Below are 18,132 nucleotides of genomic sequence, written 5' to 3'. Positions count from 1 at the left end.
AAAAACTATCAATTTACCACCTGATGAGGAAACTCTAAACTTCCCAGCCATATTCCCAGCAAGAGAGTCACGCGATGAATGCTTTATCGGCCCGCGTTCCCAGTCAGGTGATCATCCGTGAAGTCGGCTTGCGCGATGGCCTGCAAAGCATACAAACCCAGCTGTCGACGGCGCAGAAGTGTGCATGGATCCGCGAGGCCGTGGCCGCGGGCCAGACCGAGATCGAAGTCGGCTCGTTCGTGCCCGCGCGTCTTTTGCCGCAAATGGCGGATACGCCCGAGGTTCTGGCCTATGCCAAGACCTTGCCCGGCCTGTCCGCCTCGGTGCTGGTTCCCAATCTGAAGGGCGCCGAGCGCGCCCTGGAAGGCGAAGCCGACCTGATGATCCTGCCGCTTTCGGCCAGCCGCGCCCACAGTCTGGCCAATCTGCGCAAGACGCCCGACGAAGTCGTCGCCGAAGTGGGCCGCATCCGCGCCGCGCGCGACGCCTCGGGCAAGAAAACGCTGATCGAGGGCGGGGTAGGTACGGCCTTTGGCTGCACGATCCAGGGCGAGGTTCGGGTGTCGGAAGTATTGCGCCTGATGCAGGCCTTGCTGGACGCGGGCGCCGACCGCGTCAGCCTGGCCGATACCGTGGGCTATGCCGATCCCGGCGCGGTGGCGAACCTGTTCGAACAGGCCTTGCGTGTTGCCGGCGACAAGTTCTGCTGCGGCCATTTCCATGACACTCGCGGCCTGGCGCTGGCCAACATTCATGCCGCCCTGCTGCTGGGTGTGCGGCGTTTCGATGCCTCGCTGGCGGGCATAGGCGGCTGCCCCTATGCGCCGGGCGCCAGCGGCAACGCGTCTTCCGAAGACCTGGCCTTCATGCTGGCCTCCATGGGCATCGCCACCGGCATAGACATAGACAAACTGCTGGCCTTGCGCGCCAAGGTGGCCGGCTGGCTGGCCGGCGAGCCTACGCATGGCAGCTTGTGGCAGGCGGGCCTGCCCAAGCACTTCAACCCATCCGCCGCCTGAAAAAGGAAGCTGTCGCATGAGTTCATCTACTACCCTCCCGCTCGCGGGCATCCGCGTGGTCGAGTTCACCCACATGGTCATGGGGCCGACCTGCGGTATGATCCTGGCCGATCTGGGGGCCGAGGTCATCAAGGTCGAGCCGCCGGGCGGCGACAAGACTCGCAAGCTGCCGGGTCTGGGCATCGGCTTTTTCCGCAGCTTCAATCGCAACAAGAAAAGCGTGGTGCTGGACATCACGACCGAAGAGGGCCAGGCCACCGCGGCCGAGCTGATCGGGCAATGCGATGTGGTGCTGGAGAATTTCCGGCCCGGGCTGATGGAAAAGCTCGGCCTGGGCTACGCGGCGCTGGCGGCGCGCTATCCGAAGCTGGTCTATGTGTCGCACAAGGGCTTCCTGCCCGGGCCGTATGAAAAGCGTCTGGCGCTGGACGAAGTCGTGCAGATGATGGGCGGCCTGTCGTACATGACGGGGCCCGAAGGGCGGCCGCTGCGGGCCGGCACCAGCGTCAACGACATCATGGGCGGCATGTTCGGCGCCATCGGCGTGCTGGCCGCCCTGCGGGAACGAGACATCACCGGCCGCGGGCAGGAGGTGCAGAGCGCCTTGTTCGAGAACTGCGTGTTCCTGGTGTCGCAGCACATGCAGCAGTACTTGATGACGGGCGAAGCGCCGCCGCCCATGCCTTCCCGGGTATCCGCCTGGAGTGTCTACGATGTATTTACGTTGGCCGACGGCGAGCAGCTGTTCATCGGCGCCGTCAGCGACAAGCAGTTCGCCACGCTGTGCCGCTTGCTGGAACGCGAAGACCTGCTGGCGCGGCCGGAATACGCCGGCAATGCCGCGCGCGTCGCGGTGCGGCCGCAACTGTTGCAAGAGCTTGGCGAGATCCTGCGCAAGGTAAGCGTCGAATCCCTGGCGCCGCAGCTCGAGGCTTGCGGCGTGCCCTACGCGCCCATCAGCCGCCCCGAGCAGCTCGTGGACGACCCGCACCTGAAGCAAAGCGGCGGCCTGGCGCCCATGCAGACCGAAGACGGCGGCACCACAGACGTGGTGCTGCTGCCGCTGACACTGGGCGGCCGCCGGCCGGGGGTACGCATGCCGCTGCCCAAGATCGGCGAGCATACCGAAGAAGTGCTGGGGGCGATCAAGGCTTCCATATCCTGAGCCGGGCGGCCGCCGTATTAGGCGGCCTGGGCCAGGCATGAAACAGTGCAGCACCTACACAACTACATCGGAGGAAACACCATGGCCACGACGAAAATTTCCACCAGGCGCCGCGAAATCCTTGGCTGGGGCGCCGCCCTGGCGACAGGGCTGATCGCCCGGCCCTTTACCAGCCTGGCGCAAAGCTCGGCGCCGCTACACGTCATTCTGCCGCTAAGCGCCGGTTCGGGGGTGGACATCATCGTGCGCTCCGCGCAGAACGCGCTGGGTACCGCGTTCGGCCAGCCTGTGGTTATCGAAAACCGGCCGGGCGCGGGTGGCATTACCGGTACTGCCGCCCTGGTGCGCTCCAAGCCCGATGGCCTGACGGTGGGCGTCGTATCGAACAACCACTGCGTCAATCCTTCCGTGTTCAAGAACCTGCCCTACGACAGCCTGGCCGACATCACGCCCATCAGCGTCATCGGCGGGTCGCCCTTCGTGTTCGTGGTCAACCCCAAGAAAGTGTCCGTCAGAACGGCCAAAGAGCTGCAGGCCTACTTGCGAGCCAAGCCCGGCTCGCTGCGCTACGGCTCGTCCGGCAATGGCACGATCATTCAGCTGGCCGCGGAAATGTTCCTGCAAGGCGCCGACGTGAAGGCGCAGCATATTCCCTACCGCGGCACGGGCCCGATGATTGCCGATATACTCAGCGGCCAGGTCGAGATGGGCGTGGCCGCGCTGGCCGTCGTGCAGGGCTACCTGAAGAACGGCATGCTGCATGCGATCGGCGTCATGGGCAAGCAGCGCGTGCGCTCCATGCCCGACATTCCCACTTTCATCGAGCAGGGCTTCCCCACTGTCGACGTGGCCGGCTGGTTCGCGGTCATCGGCCCCAAGGGCATCCCGGCCGACCAGGTGCAGCGCTTGCATGACGGCTTCGTCAAGGGCTTCACGGATCCCCAGGTCAAGGCCGGTTTCGACAAGCGCGACGACTTCCTCGTATTGGACACCCCGGCGCAGGCGAGCGCGTTTTTTTCCTCGGAAGAGAAGCGCTACGCGCAGCTGGTCAAGCGGGCCGGCATCCATGTGAATTAGGCAGACACGCTTCCTCTATGTGACAGAGCCCGGACGCGGCCGAGGTCTGGACGAGGATGCCGAGGCGGCGATGCATAGGGCTGGCACGGTGTTTCCGGCCTGGACGGTACTGGCCGTGGCCGGCCGTAAGCGCCATGCGGGTCGCTTTGCCGATGAGTTCTCCCCCGGGTGAGATTAATTTCACCTTGTGGACTCCATAAAGAGTACGTTGCCCCCATGGCTCACCGATAATGTTGGAATCGCGGGATCGAGCCCGGCGAGGTGTCCATGTTATGGGAGAAACATGAGGTGACGACGAAGACTTTGGATACCAGCACCTCTGGTATTTCCGCCGTGGTGGGTGTTGGGCACACCGACTGGGTGGAAGACTACAGGCGCGTACGCAACGGCGAAAAGCCCTATGATTCCAGCGGCTACGCGGCCCTGGCGTTCAAGCGGGCACTGGACGACGCGGGGCTGAAACGCGACGACATCGACGGCCTCATCGTGGGCCCCACCACGGCATACGAACGTATGGGCGAGATCCTCAATATTGATCCGCGTTGGGGAGGGCAGGCCGACGCGGTACAGGCGGTGTTCCAGGCCGTCATGGCGATCAAGGCCGGCATGGCGGAGGTAGTGGCCCTGGTATACGGCAACGACCAGCGTTCGGCCGCCGTCCAATACGGCGGGCCGCAGGCCATGGGCGGCGGCTCTTTTCTCTCATACGTCTATCACAGCCCCTGGGGCCTGACCTCGCAGGGCGCTTTGTATGCCTTGATGTTCCAGCGCTACAAGGAATTGCATGGATTGACCGACCGGGATCTGGGGCAGGTCGCGGTAAGCCAGCGCCAGTGGGCAAGCTTGAATCCCAATGCCATCATGCGCAACAAGCCGCTGTCGCTGGACGATTACCTGGCCGTGAAGTACATCGCAGAGCCGCTGCGCATGAATGACTACTGTCTTATTAATGATGGCGGAGTGGCGCTCATCATTATGGAAGCCGGCCGGGCGCGTAAATGTCATGCCGCGAAAGCAGTGACCATACACGGCCTGGGCCGCAGCGATCTGAATCACAATGCCACCGGCCTGGGGCCCCGCCTTGTCGACTTTTACCTGCCCGCTCAGCGCGGCGCCGCCGAGCAGGCCTACGCGGCTGCAGGCGTGGGGCCCAAGGACATCGACGCTCTACTGGTCTATGACAGCTTCAGCCCTCACATTTTCTTTGCCTTGGAAGGGTTCGGCTACTGCGAGCAGGGGGGGGCGGCCCGCTTTATTGCGGAGAATGGGATTGGCGTTGGCGGTAAGCTGCCGGTCAACACTCATGGCGGGCACTTGTCGGAGTCCTATATGCAGGGATGGAGCCATCAGATCGAGGCCGTGCGCCAGGTTCGCGGAGGGCTGGGCGACCGGCAGGTCGCCGACTGCCGCCATGTGCAGTATGTATCGGATGTGGCGGGCAAGGCTATGTCCATTATCTATGGACGCTGAACTAGGGGATGATGATGAGCGAAACCGAGAAGACCAATAGAAAGGCTCCCCGTCTGTACTCGCCTTACGACGCTCCGATGTGGGAAAGTATCGAGGCCGGCGAGATGAAATTGCAGCGCTGCCCCGAATCGGGTGAATTCCGTTATCCGCCGGGGCCGATATGCCCCGTCAGCATGAGCATGGAATATGAATGGGTGCCTATATCCGGTAAGGCGTCAATTGTGTCCTGGACTGTATTTCATCGGCAATATTTGCCGGCATATCCGGCGCCGCATCTCGTAGTGGCCGTAAGGCTGGAAGAGGGGCCCATCATGGTTTCCTACATGGATCACGCGGAACTCGGGCGCATCAGGCTCGATGCGCCGGTTCGGCTGGTTTATGCGAATCATCCCGACGGCTACAAAGTGCCGAAATTCACATTGGACAGTTGAGGAGTGCCGGCAGAATTGTAGAAAGACGGTACGGGGGATTGCGGCATCCGCAGCGCACTACTGCGGCTTGATCCCGGCTCGCGCGATGACGTCGTGCCATTTGTCTATTTCGGCTTTCAGGAAACGGCCGGCCGCTTCGGGCGTGGTAGGTTCCGGCTCGCCGCCGTCCAGCTCGATCGCTTGTTTGACCTTGGGGCTTTCCAGCGCCTTGCGGATCGCCGCATTCAATTTTTCTATGACGTCGCGCGGGGTGTGTGCCGGCACCCATGCTCCATACCACGAATACGTTGAATAGCCTGGAACGCCACTTTCCGCGATGGTCGGCACCTCCGGCAGAATCCGCGACCGCTGGGTGCTGGAAATACCCAGCGGGTGCAGGCTTCCGGCGCGGATCGACTGTGCTACGGCCGGCGTCGTGCCGAACAGGATATCGACCCGGCCGCCTCGCAGGTCGTTCATGGCTGGCCCGGATCCCTTGTATGGAATGTGCGTGAACTCGACGCCGGCCATGAGCTGAAAAAGCTCCGCCGCCAGGTGGCCTCCGCTGCCTACGCCCGGAGATGCGACGGTAATGGATTTCGGCGCAGCTTTGGCCTTTTCTATCAGTTGCGATATGGTGATGTCGCCCAGCTTCTTGGCTGAAACGAGAACGTAGGGAACCTTGCTGAACAAACTGACCGGCTGCAGATCCTTCAATGGATCGAATTTCATGTCGTGTCGAAGCGAAGGGTCGATGGACAGCGAGGGCGTGCCTGTCAACAAGGTATAACCGTCCGGATCAGCCCTTACGACAGCCATCATGCCTATTGTGCCGCTGCCGCCGCTGCGGTTCTCGACCACCACTGCCTGGCCGAGTATCTTGCCCATTTCAATTGCGACGAGACGGGATACCGCGTCGGTTCCGCCGCCGGGCGCCAGGGGGACGATCAGGTGAAGGGGGCGGGACGGAAAGCCGGCCTGTGCCGCGCGAGCCAGCCCGAGCCATGTGGAATACAGTGCAGCGGTGCTTGCAGCCGCGACGAATGATCGCCTATTCATGATTTGCCTCCCTGAGCAAGGTGTATTGAAGTGCGACGAGGTGTTCGGAGGTGGGCCGCGACCCTGTTGGACGGTGGCGGCTGAACAAAAAAGGATGAGTGCCCTAAACCGTCACTTGCCCGGTTAGCCGGGGATGGCTCGCGGTCAGCAGACGCTGCGGGGATCCGTCGAGCCACGCTTGCAGGTTCTGTACCGTGGCGGCGTAGAACGGGCCCAGCAGTTCTTGTACGGTGTACCCCAGATGTGGTGTCAGAATGACATTGTCCAGATCGCGGAAAGCATCGTCCGGCGGCAGCGGCTCGACCTCGAAAGTGTCCAGCGCCGCGCCGGCGATGCGGCGCTCCTGCAAGGCTTGCAGCAGCGCCTTGCGGTCTATCAGTGCTCCGCGTGCCGTGTTGACCAGGAATGCGCCGGGTTTCATCCATGCGAGTTCCCGGCTGCCTACGGTGTGCCGGCTGCGTTCACTGAGCACGAGATGCAGGCTGATGAAATCACTGCGCCGGAACAAATCCTCTTTTTCGACGCGCCGGGCTCCCAGATCCTGTGCGGTCTGTTCGGTCAGGTTCTGGCTCCAGGCGATCACCTCCATGCCGAACGCGTGCGCGATGGGCACCATGCGGCTGCCCAGCCGGCCCAGTCCGAGCAAACCTAGAGTACGGCCTGCCAGGGCCATGCCCACGGTATGCTGCCAGCCCCCGTTGCGCATATTGTCCGCTTCTTTGGGTATGTGCCGCGCCAGTCCCAGAATCAGGCCCCAAGCCAGTTCCGCCGTGGCAAATTGCCCCTGGGCCGGGCGCGGCGTGCAGGATACGGTGATGCCCAGCCGGTCGGCTGCTTCGAAATCCAGTGTACGGTTGTGGGGGCCGGTGACAGCTATGAACTTCAAACGCGGCAAACGATTCAGCAACGAGCCTGGAATGGCCATGCGCTCTCGCGTGAGGCAGACGGCATCAAAGGTTCCGAGGGCTTCGGCGGCCGCTTCCTCCGACAGGTGTTTGTCGAAGACGACCACTTCACAGCGCTTTTGCACAGGGCTCCAGTCAGCCAGCTCCAACGCCAAGTTCTGGTAGTCGTCCAGAATGGCGACTCTCGGCTTTTCCATGCAGATAACTCCTTGCCTTGAAAGGCGGTCAATCACCTCGAGGGCTGCGCCTGGCGGCAGCCGGCTTCGATCACCGGCCTTTGAACTGCGGCTTGCGCTTTTCGGCGAAGGCTTTGCGTCCTTCGATTCGGTCATCGCTGTTGTAGAGCAATGCGAACAGGGTTCGCTCTACGTCGATGGCGTGGGACAGCGGCATATCCTCGCCTTGACGAACCATGCGCTTGACCGCCCGCACCGACAGCGGGGCGTTGGCGGCGATGGCTTGTGCAATAGTTCGTGCCTCGACGAGCAGATGATCTGCCGGGACTACCTTGCTGACCAAACCTATGCGCAGCGCCTCCGCGGCATTGGTTCGCGCGCCTGTCAGCAGCATCAGCATGGCATCGGAGCGTCCGATATAGCGGGGCAGGCGCACGGAGCCGCCGGCCCCCGGCATGCTGCCGACCTTGACCTCGGGCAGTGCGAACTGGGCATTCTCCGTGCATATGCGGATATCGCAGGCCAGAGCAAGTTCCATGCCGCCGCCCAAGGCGTAGCCGTTGACGGCCGCGATCATTGGTTTGTCTGTATTGAGATTGGCAATAAGCGATCCTGCACTGGCATGGGCGCCCAGTAATTGCTGGCCGGCAGTCTCGCCGGACGGCAAGGTCTTTTTCAGATCGGAGCCGGTACAAAAGGAACGATCCCCCGAGCCTGTGACGATGGCCACCCATATATCGTCGTCCTGGCGTATTCGATCCCAGGCGGAATGCAGAAGAACCCGCATGTCGGGATCCACCGCGTTCAGGGCTTCCGGCCGATTCAGGACTATAGTGGCTATATGGTCTTCGACCGTTATCTCGACTGAGCTCATTGGCTTGTCCTTGTTCTCAACGTAGCGCGCCTTCTTCCGTCAGGCGCGCAATTTCTGCGTCATTCAGGCCGAGCAGCGTGCTGCATATTTCTCGCGTGTGTTGCCCAAGCAAGGGTGCCGGCCTGGCCTGTCCCGCAGGGCTTCGGGCATTGCGAAACGGCTGGGCGTTGTACAGAGAAGGCCCCATTTCGGGGTGGTCGAGGCTCAGCCAATGGCCGCGATGGCGTAGTTGCGGATCGGCGATGACGTCGGCGGCGGTACTGACCCGGCCCGCCGGCACGCCATGCTGCTGCAACAGGTCGACCAGCGCCTCGACGACATATCTCCCGGTTTCCTGATTCAGCTGCTCATCAATTTCATCCGCACGTTCCAGCCGGCCCTGGGTACTGTCCAGTTCGGCATCGCCCATCCAGGCCGGCTTGCCGAGTGCGTCGCGCAGGCCGCGCCACTGCGCATCGTTCATTACCGCGATGGCTATCCAGCGATCGTCCCCGACACAGCGATACACCCCATGGGGCGCGGCTTGCGGATGGCGATTCCCTCGCGCCTGGGGAACGTGGCCGTTTGCGGTGTATTCGAGCACCGCGGGCCCGAGCAGGGCAACGGTAGGCTCGGTTTGCGCCATGTCGATGCGCTGCCCCTGGCCCGTGCGGCGTCGATGCCGCAATGCGGCAAGTACTGCGAACGTCGCATGGCACGGGTTGGGGATGTGATCGGGATAGTTGGTGCCGGTGCCTGCCGGTTCTCTGCCCGGCAGGCCCGTAAGATGCTGGATGCCCGTCACCGCTGCCATCGTGGCGCCATAGCCCAGATAATGCCTTTGCGGCCCGGTCGAGCCTTGCATGGACATGGCAAGGTAGATGATGTCTTCCTTCATCGCCCGTACCGCTTCATAGCCAAGGCCGAAGCGATCCATGACGCCGGGTGTGAAGTTGTTCGCGATGATGTCGCTTTGCCGGATCAGCCGGGAGACCAGTTCCAGCGCGCGGGGGTGTTTCATATTCAGCGTCATGCTGCGCTTGCTGGAGTTGCGGTCGGCGAAGTAGCCGCTGCGGTTCACCCCCTTGATGCCGTCTTTATACGGAGCGGCCAGGCGCAGCGAATCGACACGGTCTATGCTCTCGATCTTGATGACTTCTGCGCCCGCATCGGCCAGGATCTTCGTGGTATAAGAGCCTGCGCCGATCCAGGTGAAATCAGTTATCCGTACGCCTGCTAGCGGCAGCTGGCTCGTCATTGAATTTCCTCTTTGTCGTGGCGCCTTTGGGGCCTGTTCTTCAGCGCCCTGAAGATTTCGTCATTGTGCTGCCCGGGGAACGGGGCAGGCCGGCGTAGCGCCCATGGCGTGCGCGTCAATTGATACGGGGGGCCCGGAATGAGGGCGGGGCGCGGCCATCCCGGCTGATTTATTTCCGAGAAATATTGGCGCGCTGCCAATTGCGGGCTGGCCACCAGATCGTCCACGGCGTTGATTGCCGCCGCCGGCACGTGGCGATCCTGGGCCGCGGCGTACAGATAGGCTTTTGTTTTCTTGCCTGCCCACTCGCCAAAGACTTCCATGAATATGCGTTTGGCCTCGTCAGACTGCAGATAGGCAGTTTTTGACCAGGCGTCTCCGTACAGTCGTTCTACACCCGGTACGCCTTCTTCTTTCAACCATTCTATGGTGCGATCCCAGAAGCGGTTGGCGCCAATGCCCCCAGCCATCATGTAAATATAGCCGTCGGCGCATGCATACACGCCTGTGCCCGCAAACCGCTGCAGGCCTGCGGTGCGGCGGCGCAGTGTGCCTTCCAGCTCATAGAACTGCACGGCGTTTTCCATGGCCAGCACCATGCATTCCTGAATCGAGACGTCGACATGATCGCCCTGGCCGGTAGCCTCGGCGCGTGTCAGTGCCAGCATGCTTGCCACCGCGCCGAACATGCTGCCGCAGAAGTAGGCCTGATTGCCGTACGCGCCTATGGGCGGAGTATCCGGGTAGCCTCCCAGGTACAGGAACCCGCCGGTGGCCATGCATACCAGGTCTTCGGCTTCATGCGAACTGTAAGGCCCCGTCTGGCCGTAAGGAGTGATGCTGGTCATGACGAGGGCCGGATTCGAGGCCGACAAGCTCTCGTAGCTACAGCCAGCCGCTGCCAGCTCGCCCGGCCGGCCTCCTTCGATCAGCAGGTCGGCATGGGCGGCCAGGCGGTGCAGGGACGCACGCCCCTCGGCGGTTTGCAGATCCAGGGTTACCGACTTTTTCCCTGTGTTCAGATACACAAAGGGCAGGCTGCGAACGGACTGCCCGTCGTCATCGAGCGTTCCTTCAAGAAAGGGCGCGGCTTCACGAGTGGAGGCGCCCCCCGGCGGCTCGATCAGAATGACGTCTGCGCCCAGGTCGGCGAACATCTTGCCGCAATATTGAACCGCGGCCCCGGCGATTTCCAGCACCAGGATGCCTTCCAGCGCGCCGGAAGAGGGCGATGCACATGAATTCTGATTCATAGCAGCCTCGTTCATTGGTGCAGCATGTCGACCAGCGTGGCCACGCTGGCGCAATTTTCCAGGCCACGCAAAGACGCAAACGCCTGCTTTACCATCGGCTTTTCTATGTGTGCATGACCGGCGCAGTCGTCGAACTTGGCTTCGATGTCCTCCCACGTGAGTTCGCGGGAGGGATGGCCGGGAGCTTTGAATATACGCACCTCGTCGCGAGTGCCGTTGCGTAGGGTGACTTCCACATCGACGAAGCCGCGCCCGCCGGAGCTGCGTGTATCGAAGAGAGGGTCGTCGTCCCGGCAGGATTCGTCCTCGTAAGCCGAAATGCGTTTGAGCAATTCTCCAATTGCGGGGCGGCGTACCGCCTCGTCCGTGAACGTCCAGACGGTATAGCGTCCGTCCAGCAGCCCTGCGGCCAACGAGTATTGGAGACTGAATTTACCTTCGAGGCCGGTCGTGGGTGCAGGATAGGTCAGTACCAGCATGCCGCCCGGCGGCATGCGGCATTCGAGCTTTTCTACATCATCGGCCGTAAAGCCGAGCCGCTCGCGCAGCGTGAGCACCCCGTCCATCCCGCGGTGTGACGCGTAGCAGCAGGCGAATTTCTTCAGGGCAATGCCCGGATCCATCAGGACTCCGGGGCCTTCCAGGGCTTCGATCGCGACTGCCGGATCCGATGCCTCTACCCCGTAGGCGGCGTAAAAGCCGGCTTTTGTTTCCAGAATGTCCGGTGCTGCGGTAAAGCCGCAGAGGGCAAGGCGCACAGCCTGCACGGCGTTGCGCGCTGCCAGCCCGGTGTGTAGAGGCTTGGTCATTGTGCCGAAGTTGCGGCGCAGCCCGCTGGCCATGGAGGCGGCGATGCCGAATGCCGTGCGTGTCTGCGCTTCGTCCAGGCGCCGCGCCTTGGCAAGTGCTGCCAGCCCGGAGAAAATGCCGAGCGTGCCAGTGCCGTGGAAGCCCCGGCCGTAGTGGCCGACCGTGATGCCTTGGGCTATTCTTGCTCCGATTTCTATGCCGACGACATAGGCCTCGATAAATTCCCGCCCGCTCAGAGGATGTTCGGGAAGGTCGGCCAGCAGGGCGGCGACGATGATGGCGCTGGGGTGCGCCGGCATCATGGAGAGCACATCGTCGAAATCGAGCGCGTGTCCGAAGGTGCCGTTGATCAGCGCGGCAAGCTCGGCACTGGTGCGGCGCCCCGTGCCCAGGATGGGCACATTGCCGTCAGCGCCGCTCATGTCCAGATAGCGCATCAGCGGCTCTTCCACTTCGCTGTCGGCACCGGCGAGAATTACCGCGAATGTGTCGACGATTACCTTCTTTGCCTTGTCTATGGTTTCTACAGGAAAGTCTTCGAGGCGCCTCCGGGCCACGGCGTGAGCCATTGCTTCGGTTAATCCAGTCATTTTTCCCTCTTGGTTGCCGCCTTCCCGAGTCGATGGATCGGCAAGTAGTTGTACGCTTTACGGCGGTATCATAAGACCCGGAAAGCTCAAAACCGTCCGATCCGGCAGTCACGCAAGTCCACGATATGAGAATGGCATACGGAATCCAGTTTTCGCGTGCTTTGGGATGGATTCCCATATCGTGAAACAAGCCTGCGGGCCAGACGATCAATTCGATGCTTGGCTCCGCTAGACTACATGTCGGCAGCATGGCGCCCGTTCGCACATATTTGCGAAGCTTCCGAGTTTTGCGGAATGCGGGTGTGCCGAGCGGCTAACGAATATCCAGGAGACCGGGCGTGAAAGTCGAGCGTGTGGAGGCCATCCCCTTCCGTATCCCTTTGAAGAAGGCGTCCCGCTGGGGAGCCCATGGAAAGCGAGATGCCCAGGATCACGTGCTGATCCGGATCTACGCCGGTGGTGTGATTGGAACGGCCGAGGCCCCGGCTCGCCCGACCATCTACGGAGAGACGCAGCGCTCGATCGTGCATATCGTCCGTGATGTACTGGGCCCCATGCTGGTAGGCCGCGATGCAATCGATCGCGAAGGCTACCAGGCGGTTATGGCGGCAATCCCATGGAATCCCACGGCGAAGGCGGCGCTCGACACGGCACTGCACGATGTCGCGGCTCAGGCGTTGGGCGTCAGCCTCGCGCGCCTGCTCGGCGGCAGCGTCAAGCCAGTAGATGTCAGCTGGATGCTTAGCCTGAACTTCGCGAATGATGACGAGTTCGTGCAGGAAGCCCTCAAAGTGCGCGACCAATATGGAATCCAGGCGTTCAAGGTCAAGGCTGGTGCGGATCCTTGCGGCGACATCGAGCGGCTGCGCATGCTGCGCGAGGCACTCGGCAACCAGGCTTTGCTGTTCATCGACGCAAACCAGATGTACACCCCCGAAGTGGCTATCCGTACTATCAATGCGATGGCGGAATACGGCCTGGCCATGGCCGAAGAGCCGGTAGCGGTCAATTTGGGGGCTTATCGCAAGAAGGTCGCGAATGCCACGAGCGTCCCGATCCTGGCCGACGACAGTGTATTTTCGCTCACCGACGTCCGGCGTGAATTGCAGGACGGAGCTATCGGCGTGATGGGTATCAAGATTGCCCGTACCGGCATGTATGAATCGATGCGCATCGTCCACATGGCCGAGGGGTACGGGCTGCCATGCTGGATCGGCTCGCAAGGTGTGTCCGGCATAGGCGCGGTCGCCAGCGGGCACTTTGCCGCTGCCTTCCGCAGCGTTGCATATCCCGCAGATCTTTCTACGCCGCTGAAGCAGGAAGACGATCTGCTGGCTTGCCCGATAGACATACGCGAAGGCAAGTTGCACGTTCAGGACGTTCCCGGCATTGGTGCCGAGGTCGACCCGGACAAGTTGGCGCGCTACCGGCTGGATTGGTAAGCCGCAACGCATACGTGAACAGGTATTTCGATTTCCGCAACAAGGACTCACATTATCATGACAGCTCTTCAAAGACGTTCGTCGCGGCAGCGTGGTGTGCGCTGCGTCATTCTTCGTGGCGGCACGAGCAGGGGGATTTACTTCCACGAGCGCGATCTGCCTTCCGATCCCAAAGAGCGCGACAAAGTGCTGCTCGCGGCCATGGGCAGCCCCGATCCGCGCCAGATCGACGGCCTGGGCGGCGCCGATAATCTCACCAGCAAAATCGTCATCATCGACAAAAGCTCGCGTCCGGGCGCCGATGTCGACTACACCTTTGGCCAGGTGGGTATTGACCTTCCCTATGTGTCCTACTCTGCGAATTGCGGGAACCTGTCCGCGGGTGTCGGTGTCTTCGCCATCGAAGAAGGCTTGGTGGAGCCGGTGCATCCCGTGACCCGCGTCCGCATTTTCAATACCAATACGCAGCAGCTGCTGGTGTCTTATGTGCCGGTGGACGCCGACGGCGCACCGGCGGTGGACGGAGATTGCGCCATTGCGGGGGTGCCGGGAACCTCCGGAGAAATCCGGATGGATTTCGCAGCGACCAAGGGGGCCAGTACCGGCAAGCTGCTGCCCAGCGGCAATGTCGTCGACGAGCTGTATATCCCGGAATTCGGCAAGAAGATTCCTGTTTCCATCGTGGACATGGCCAAGGCTACGGTGTTTTTCCATGCCCGCGATGCAGGTATCCGCGGTACGGAAAGCCCCGACGAATTTACGCCTGAAATCCTCAACCGCTTCTGGGCCATACGCAATGCCGCCGCCGCTCATGTCGGCTTGGCGCCCGAGTCGCGGTTGCCGCACCCGGTGTCGGTTCTGGAGCCCACGGACTACATCGATTTCATGACCAAGAAGACCGTGTCCGCCGCAGACGTCAGCTTCGTCGCCCGGCGGGTCGGTGGGCCGCCGCCGCGCTTGCACAAGGCCTTCGCGGCGACGGGCGCGGTATGCACCGCCATGGCTGCAAATATGCCGGGCACGATCGTACATGCGGTGGCACGTCCGTCCACTGATGGCTATGTGCGGATCGGCCATCCGACCGGGGTGTTCCCGGTGCGCATCGGGCTGGCGCCAAATGGCGACATAGAAGAAGTTTCTTATGTCCGTACGGCTCGCCGGATCATGGAAGGCACGGTCTATGTCCGGGATTCTGTGATCGGGGCTTGATCGGGCGTGCGCCCGCCAGCGGCGGATGGCGGGCGTTTCAGGCCCGCGGCAGCGGGCCATAGCGCCTCGCCGGGCAAGGGGAGGCGGCTGCGTCGCTGCCTGCATTGACCGGCAGGAAGGCGTGCGATGGCCAGGCGCATCAGCCTGGCGCCGGGTGCCCCTTGATCGGCAGCATGGTTCCGGCTTTGTGCCGCGCTGCGGCCTCGGCTACATGGTGTGCGGCGTAAAGATCCAGTATTCCCATCCCTTGCGACTCGAAGAGACTGATGTCGTCCGCAGAGGTGCGGCCCGGGTGCCGTCCGATCAGCACCTGGCCCAATTCGGGGATTTGATGCCAGTGCCGCAAGCCGGCCTCGATAGCCGGCAGCAGGTCTCCGCATTCGTTGCGCGCGACATCGACCGAATCGACCACCAGAACGTTTGCCCGTCGCACAGCCTGCAAATCGATTTCTCTTCGGTTGAGCGCATTGGATCCTACGGCGTTTATGTGCTGTCCTTTTTTCAGGAGCGCTCCGTCGAATAGGGGGGTGTCTGCCCGCGTGACGATGTTGACGATGTCGGCGCCGTCGAGAGCCTCTTGCGCGCTCTTCGCGATGGACACGCTCAGCGCCAACGTTTCGTGAATCTGGTCAGCGAATCTCTGCAGCCGCCCCGGATCTCTTCCGTGGATCCGAACCGATCGGATCGGGCGCACCGCGCACACCGCCCGCAGTTGTGTCAGGCCGTGGCGCCCGCTGCCAAAGCAGGCGACAACACTTGCGTCAGGCCGTGCGAGTGCTTGTGTCGCGACCGCTGTGGCCGCCCCCGTGCGGCGAATGCCCAGCTCGTCGGATTCGACGAGCGCCAAAGGCATGCCCGTCGACAATTGGATCAATTGCGTATGGAAAACCCGCCGTTCCCGGCCGGGAAAATAGGCCTTGAAGCCGATGGCGTCGAGCGTCGTGGATGCCGCCTGAAGGATATGCAGGCTACCGTGCTCAGTCTTGGTGCGCACCCTCGGGACATCGAAGGCCAGGCCTGCAGCGTGATCGCGGAAGGCTTGATTCGCGCAGTCTATCGCCGCTTCGAGCGGTAGCAATGCCGCAACATCTTGTTCGGTTAAGAATCGCATATATCGCTTTTTTCCATGTCGTTCGATGTGAAGACGAGACTGCCAGAATCCGGTGGGCGGGTGAAGACAGCAAGATGCAAAGTGACCGGGTTTCCCAAATGGTGGACTATTTCGGCTGGCTTATCGCCGGGTACGCCGTAAAATCGTAGTCAGGTAATCGGTATGAGTTTGTCCCCAATTTAATACGAGCCCATCATGCACGCTGTGCCGACTTCCAACCCTATAGCAGATCGTATTTTGCAAACGGCTCCCAGTGAGCCTGATGCGCTGGTCGCTCCCGGGACTCAATTGATCCGCCGGGTCGCGCAGCTTCTGCGCTTGTTGACGGCAAACAATCGAACCGGGCTGCGTCTCGTCGATATCAGTTGCGCATCGGGTATCGAGCGATCCACCGTGCATCGCATACTGCAGGCGCTTATTGCCGAGCGCCTGGTGTCTCAGCAGCAGAGCACCAAGCGTTACTTCCTCGGGCTGGGCGCATACGAGATGGGCGTCGCGGTTGCACCGCCCGTCAAGCTTCGGGATATCTGCCAGCCCTACATGAATGCATTGGCGGAACAGACCGGCGATACGATTTTCCTGACGGTGCGCTCGGGCTTCGACGGGGTGTGCGTCGACCGAAAAGAGGGGACGCATCCAGTCAAGGTCTTTGTCCTCGAGCCCGGCCGGCGCCGGCCCTTGGGCGTAGGGGCCAGCAATATTGCCATACTGGCAGCCTTGAGCCCCGATGAATGCACCAGAATCAGGAACGCGAATCGACCGCGTATCAAAGAGCGCTATCCGAACTACACCGAGCAAGAGCTGACACAACGCATATACAGCAGCCAGGCTCTCGGATATACCGTAACGGACGTGATCGAGGCGCCGGGGGTGCGCTCCGTGGGCATGTGTATTCGCAACACGGCTCGGGAGCCAATTGCGGCAATCAGCGTTTCCACTATCGAGTCGCGCCTCGACGTCGTGCGAGTCAGCGAGGTGGTGACCTTCCTTCAGTACGCGATCAAATCCGTGGAAAGCGAGCTGAAGCGCAACGAGTACTTATTTGCTCCGGAGGCCGATGCTTGAGTGCCCGGTTGCCCGCTTTGATTTCACGGCCTCGGGCATGCCGTCCGGCCCTGGCTTTCCGGCCAAGCACCTATGCACTCGACACAGTCTTCATGGCAGCTGCGCCGAAGTGGACTAACTACTAACTAATTAGTCCACCGTGTTGCTTTGTTCGAGGTCACTGTGCCGTGATCCCGACCTTGGTAACGATATTTCCTACAGCCGCGTAATCTTGCTCGAGTTTTGCCTTGAATTTCTGGCTGTCGAGGAAGTCGGCCGAGAAATCCAGCATAGCGAGTTTGTCTTTGAAGGATTGCTCTTTCATTATTTCCTTCACGGTGTCCTGAATTTTCTTGGTGACTGCCGGGGGCGTTCCTTTGGCAACAAAAACACCTTGGAAGGTTGCATATTCGGGCCAGCCTTTTAGAGTTTCGCCCACGGAAGGTATATCTTTCATCAATGGGAATCTGTGGGCGGTGGTGACTGCGAGAATACGTGCCTTGCCCGCCTTGACCAGGGCCGTCACGCTTTGAGGCACGGCATACAACAAGCCGAGTTGGCCGCCGGCGAGATCAACCGCCGCCTGCGAGGTTCCTTTGTAGGGAACTTGCACCATTTTCACTCCGGCATTCATATCGAACTGTTCACCGGCCATCCGGTGCAGGGACGATGAGCCCGGTGTGCCGAAGTTGAGCTTGCCGGGGTGCGCCTTGGCGTACGCGATAAGCTGCGGTATGTCGTGAATCGGGGAGGCGGCCGGCACGGCCAGCACGAGAGGGCTCAGGCCGACCATCGCAACGGGTATCAGATCCTTGCGGGCATTGGTCTTCGCCTTCTTGTGGATATGAGGAAAGATTGAGTAAATGGCATTCGGCCCGTAAAGCATGGTGTAGCCGTCCGGGTCGCTCTTCACGAGATAGTCGACTGCGATGGCTCCATCTGCACCGGGCCGATTGTCTACTATCACGGGCTGCTTCCAGCGCTTGGCCAATTCTGCGGAAAGCGCGCGGGCGAGTACGTCGGCAGCCCCTCCCGCGGTATAGGGAACCAGCATATGGATGGCGTGGTCGGGGTAGGCCTGCGTGTCTTGTGCAAAAGCTTGGCCAGAGCAAGTCAGGGCGCCTGTGGCCAGCAGCGCTAGCATCCTCGAGTTGAAACGTTGCTTGATGAACACTTTTGTCTCCTTGAAAGAAAGATGGCACAGTCGTCGTGGATGGTGTGGCGGAGAACCGCCCGCCTTTGCCGCGGCTCGCAACGGGGCCGCCGCACTCCCTCGACCGA

Annotated in this window: 16 protein-coding genes; 8 read left to right on the top strand and 8 right to left on the bottom strand. The window is 61.7% G+C overall.

The annotated features are described in order from the left end of the window. The first annotated feature begins 74 nt into the window (after positions 1–74). The 5 genes from CEY11_RS10565 (at position 75) to CEY11_RS10545 (ending at position 5,162) form a co-directional block, all read left to right on the top strand. Positions 75–1,019, top strand: a complete 945-nt coding sequence (locus CEY11_RS10565; RefSeq protein ID WP_088603369.1) for a hydroxymethylglutaryl-CoA lyase — start codon at positions 75–77, stop codon at positions 1,017–1,019. A 16-nt stretch (positions 1,020–1,035) separates the two neighbouring features. Next, positions 1,036–2,184 (top strand): CaiB/BaiF CoA transferase family protein, encoded by a 1,149-nt coding sequence (locus tag CEY11_RS10560; RefSeq protein ID WP_088603368.1) that lies wholly within the window; start codon positions 1,036–1,038, stop codon positions 2,182–2,184. Between the two features lie 81 nt (positions 2,185–2,265). Continuing rightward, entirely contained in the window at positions 2,266–3,261 is a 996-nt protein-coding gene (locus CEY11_RS10555) for a Bug family tripartite tricarboxylate transporter substrate binding protein (protein WP_088603367.1), read from the top strand. A 288-nt stretch (positions 3,262–3,549) separates the two neighbouring features. After that, the gene (locus CEY11_RS10550) at positions 3,550–4,731 is read left to right on the top strand and encodes a thiolase family protein (protein WP_233154829.1); all 1,182 of its coding nucleotides are present in this window, start codon (positions 3,550–3,552) and stop codon (positions 4,729–4,731) included. 14 nt (positions 4,732–4,745) lie between these two features. Beyond that, entirely contained in the window at positions 4,746–5,162 is a 417-nt protein-coding gene (locus CEY11_RS10545; protein WP_158215276.1) for a Zn-ribbon domain-containing OB-fold protein, read from the top strand. A 57-nt stretch (positions 5,163–5,219) separates the two neighbouring features. On the opposite strand, the gene CEY11_RS10540 is transcribed toward CEY11_RS10545, so the two are convergent. From CEY11_RS10540 to CEY11_RS10515, 6 genes are all read right to left on the bottom strand, one after another. After that, positions 5,220–6,200, bottom strand: coding sequence for a Bug family tripartite tricarboxylate transporter substrate binding protein (locus CEY11_RS10540; protein ID WP_088603364.1), 981 nt, complete (start codon positions 6,198–6,200; stop codon positions 5,220–5,222). Between the two features lie 103 nt (positions 6,201–6,303). Then, a complete protein-coding gene (locus CEY11_RS10535; RefSeq protein WP_088603363.1) occupies positions 6,304–7,302 on the bottom strand; it encodes a D-2-hydroxyacid dehydrogenase family protein in 999 nt (332 codons plus the stop codon). A 70-nt stretch (positions 7,303–7,372) separates the two neighbouring features. Continuing rightward, positions 7,373–8,155, bottom strand: coding sequence for an enoyl-CoA hydratase/isomerase family protein (locus CEY11_RS10530; RefSeq protein ID WP_088603362.1), 783 nt, complete (start codon positions 8,153–8,155; stop codon positions 7,373–7,375). Positions 8,156–8,171: 16 nt separating this feature from the next. Next, positions 8,172–9,392 carry a CaiB/BaiF CoA transferase family protein gene (locus tag CEY11_RS10525; protein WP_088603361.1) on the bottom strand — a complete coding sequence of 407 codons (1,221 nt, stop codon included), beginning with the start codon at positions 9,390–9,392 and terminating at the stop codon, positions 8,172–8,174. Further along, on the bottom strand, positions 9,389–10,645 hold the full coding sequence (locus CEY11_RS10520) for a CaiB/BaiF CoA transferase family protein (RefSeq protein WP_158215275.1): 1,257 nt from the start codon (positions 10,643–10,645) through the stop codon (positions 9,389–9,391). The genes CEY11_RS10525 and CEY11_RS10520 overlap by 4 nt, the downstream gene beginning before the upstream one ends. Before the next feature lie 11 nt (positions 10,646–10,656). Beyond that, a complete protein-coding gene (locus tag CEY11_RS10515) occupies positions 10,657–12,045 on the bottom strand; it encodes an MmgE/PrpD family protein (RefSeq protein WP_088603359.1) in 1,389 nt (462 codons plus the stop codon). Between the two features lie 338 nt (positions 12,046–12,383). On the opposite strand from CEY11_RS10515, the gene CEY11_RS10510 reads away from it, so the two are divergent. Beyond that, positions 12,384–13,487: a mandelate racemase/muconate lactonizing enzyme family protein gene (locus CEY11_RS10510; protein WP_088603358.1), complete on the top strand. Its 1,104-nt coding sequence runs from the start codon at positions 12,384–12,386 to the stop codon at positions 13,485–13,487. Positions 13,488–13,544: 57 nt separating this feature from the next. Beyond that, positions 13,545–14,696 (top strand): 2-methylaconitate cis-trans isomerase PrpF family protein, encoded by a 1,152-nt coding sequence (locus CEY11_RS10505; protein WP_088603357.1) that lies wholly within the window; start codon positions 13,545–13,547, stop codon positions 14,694–14,696. Between the two features lie 139 nt (positions 14,697–14,835). Here the strand turns inward: CEY11_RS10505 and CEY11_RS10500 are convergent, their stop codons facing one another. Continuing rightward, positions 14,836–15,807: an ornithine cyclodeaminase family protein gene (locus CEY11_RS10500; RefSeq protein WP_088603356.1), complete on the bottom strand. Its 972-nt coding sequence runs from the start codon at positions 15,805–15,807 to the stop codon at positions 14,836–14,838. A gap of 195 nt (positions 15,808–16,002) precedes the next feature. Between CEY11_RS10500 and CEY11_RS10495 the strand changes: the two genes are divergently transcribed. After that, a complete protein-coding gene (locus CEY11_RS10495; RefSeq protein ID WP_088603355.1) occupies positions 16,003–16,872 on the top strand; it encodes an IclR family transcriptional regulator in 870 nt (289 codons plus the stop codon). A 157-nt stretch (positions 16,873–17,029) separates the two neighbouring features. Here CEY11_RS10495 and CEY11_RS10490 read toward each other — a convergent pair whose 3' ends face one another. After that, positions 17,030–18,025, bottom strand: a complete 996-nt coding sequence (locus CEY11_RS10490) for a Bug family tripartite tricarboxylate transporter substrate binding protein (RefSeq protein WP_088603354.1) — start codon at positions 18,023–18,025, stop codon at positions 17,030–17,032. Positions 18,026–18,132 lie beyond the last annotated feature (107 nt).

The sequence above is a fragment of the Candidimonas nitroreducens genome (genome assembly GCF_002209565.1).
GTDB classification, from domain to species: domain Bacteria; phylum Pseudomonadota; class Gammaproteobacteria; order Burkholderiales; family Burkholderiaceae_B; genus Candidimonas; species Candidimonas nitroreducens.
This window is presented reverse-complemented; position numbering and strand designations above follow the sequence as displayed.

Bases quoted from the DNA above. Each gene is read 5' to 3' on its own strand.
- CEY11_RS10565 (WP_088603369.1), top strand. From the start codon at position 75: ATGAATGCTTTATCGGCCCGCGTTCCCAGTCAGGTGATCATCCGTGAA.
- CEY11_RS10560 (WP_088603368.1), top strand. From the start codon at position 1,036: ATGAGTTCATCTACTACCCTCCCGCTCGCGGGCATCCGCGTGGTCGAG.
- CEY11_RS10555 (WP_088603367.1), top strand. From the start codon at position 2,266: ATGGCCACGACGAAAATTTCCACCAGGCGCCGCGAAATCCTTGGCTGG.
- CEY11_RS10545 (WP_158215276.1), top strand. From the start codon at position 4,746: ATGAGCGAAACCGAGAAGACCAATAGAAAGGCTCCCCGTCTGTACTCG.
- CEY11_RS10540 (WP_088603364.1), bottom strand. From the start codon at position 6,200: ATGAATAGGCGATCATTCGTCGCGGCTGCAAGCACCGCTGCACTGTAT.
- CEY11_RS10535 (WP_088603363.1), bottom strand. From the start codon at position 7,302: ATGGAAAAGCCGAGAGTCGCCATTCTGGACGACTACCAGAACTTGGCG.
- CEY11_RS10530 (WP_088603362.1), bottom strand. From the start codon at position 8,155: ATGAGCTCAGTCGAGATAACGGTCGAAGACCATATAGCCACTATAGTC.
- CEY11_RS10525 (WP_088603361.1), bottom strand. From the start codon at position 9,392: ATGACGAGCCAGCTGCCGCTAGCAGGCGTACGGATAACTGATTTCACC.
- CEY11_RS10520 (WP_158215275.1), bottom strand. From the start codon at position 10,645: ATGAATCAGAATTCATGTGCATCGCCCTCTTCCGGCGCGCTGGAAGGC.
- CEY11_RS10515 (WP_088603359.1), bottom strand. From the start codon at position 12,045: ATGACTGGATTAACCGAAGCAATGGCTCACGCCGTGGCCCGGAGGCGC.
- CEY11_RS10505 (WP_088603357.1), top strand. From the start codon at position 13,545: ATGACAGCTCTTCAAAGACGTTCGTCGCGGCAGCGTGGTGTGCGCTGC.
- CEY11_RS10500 (WP_088603356.1), bottom strand. From the start codon at position 15,807: ATGCGATTCTTAACCGAACAAGATGTTGCGGCATTGCTACCGCTCGAA.
- CEY11_RS10495 (WP_088603355.1), top strand. From the start codon at position 16,003: ATGCACGCTGTGCCGACTTCCAACCCTATAGCAGATCGTATTTTGCAA.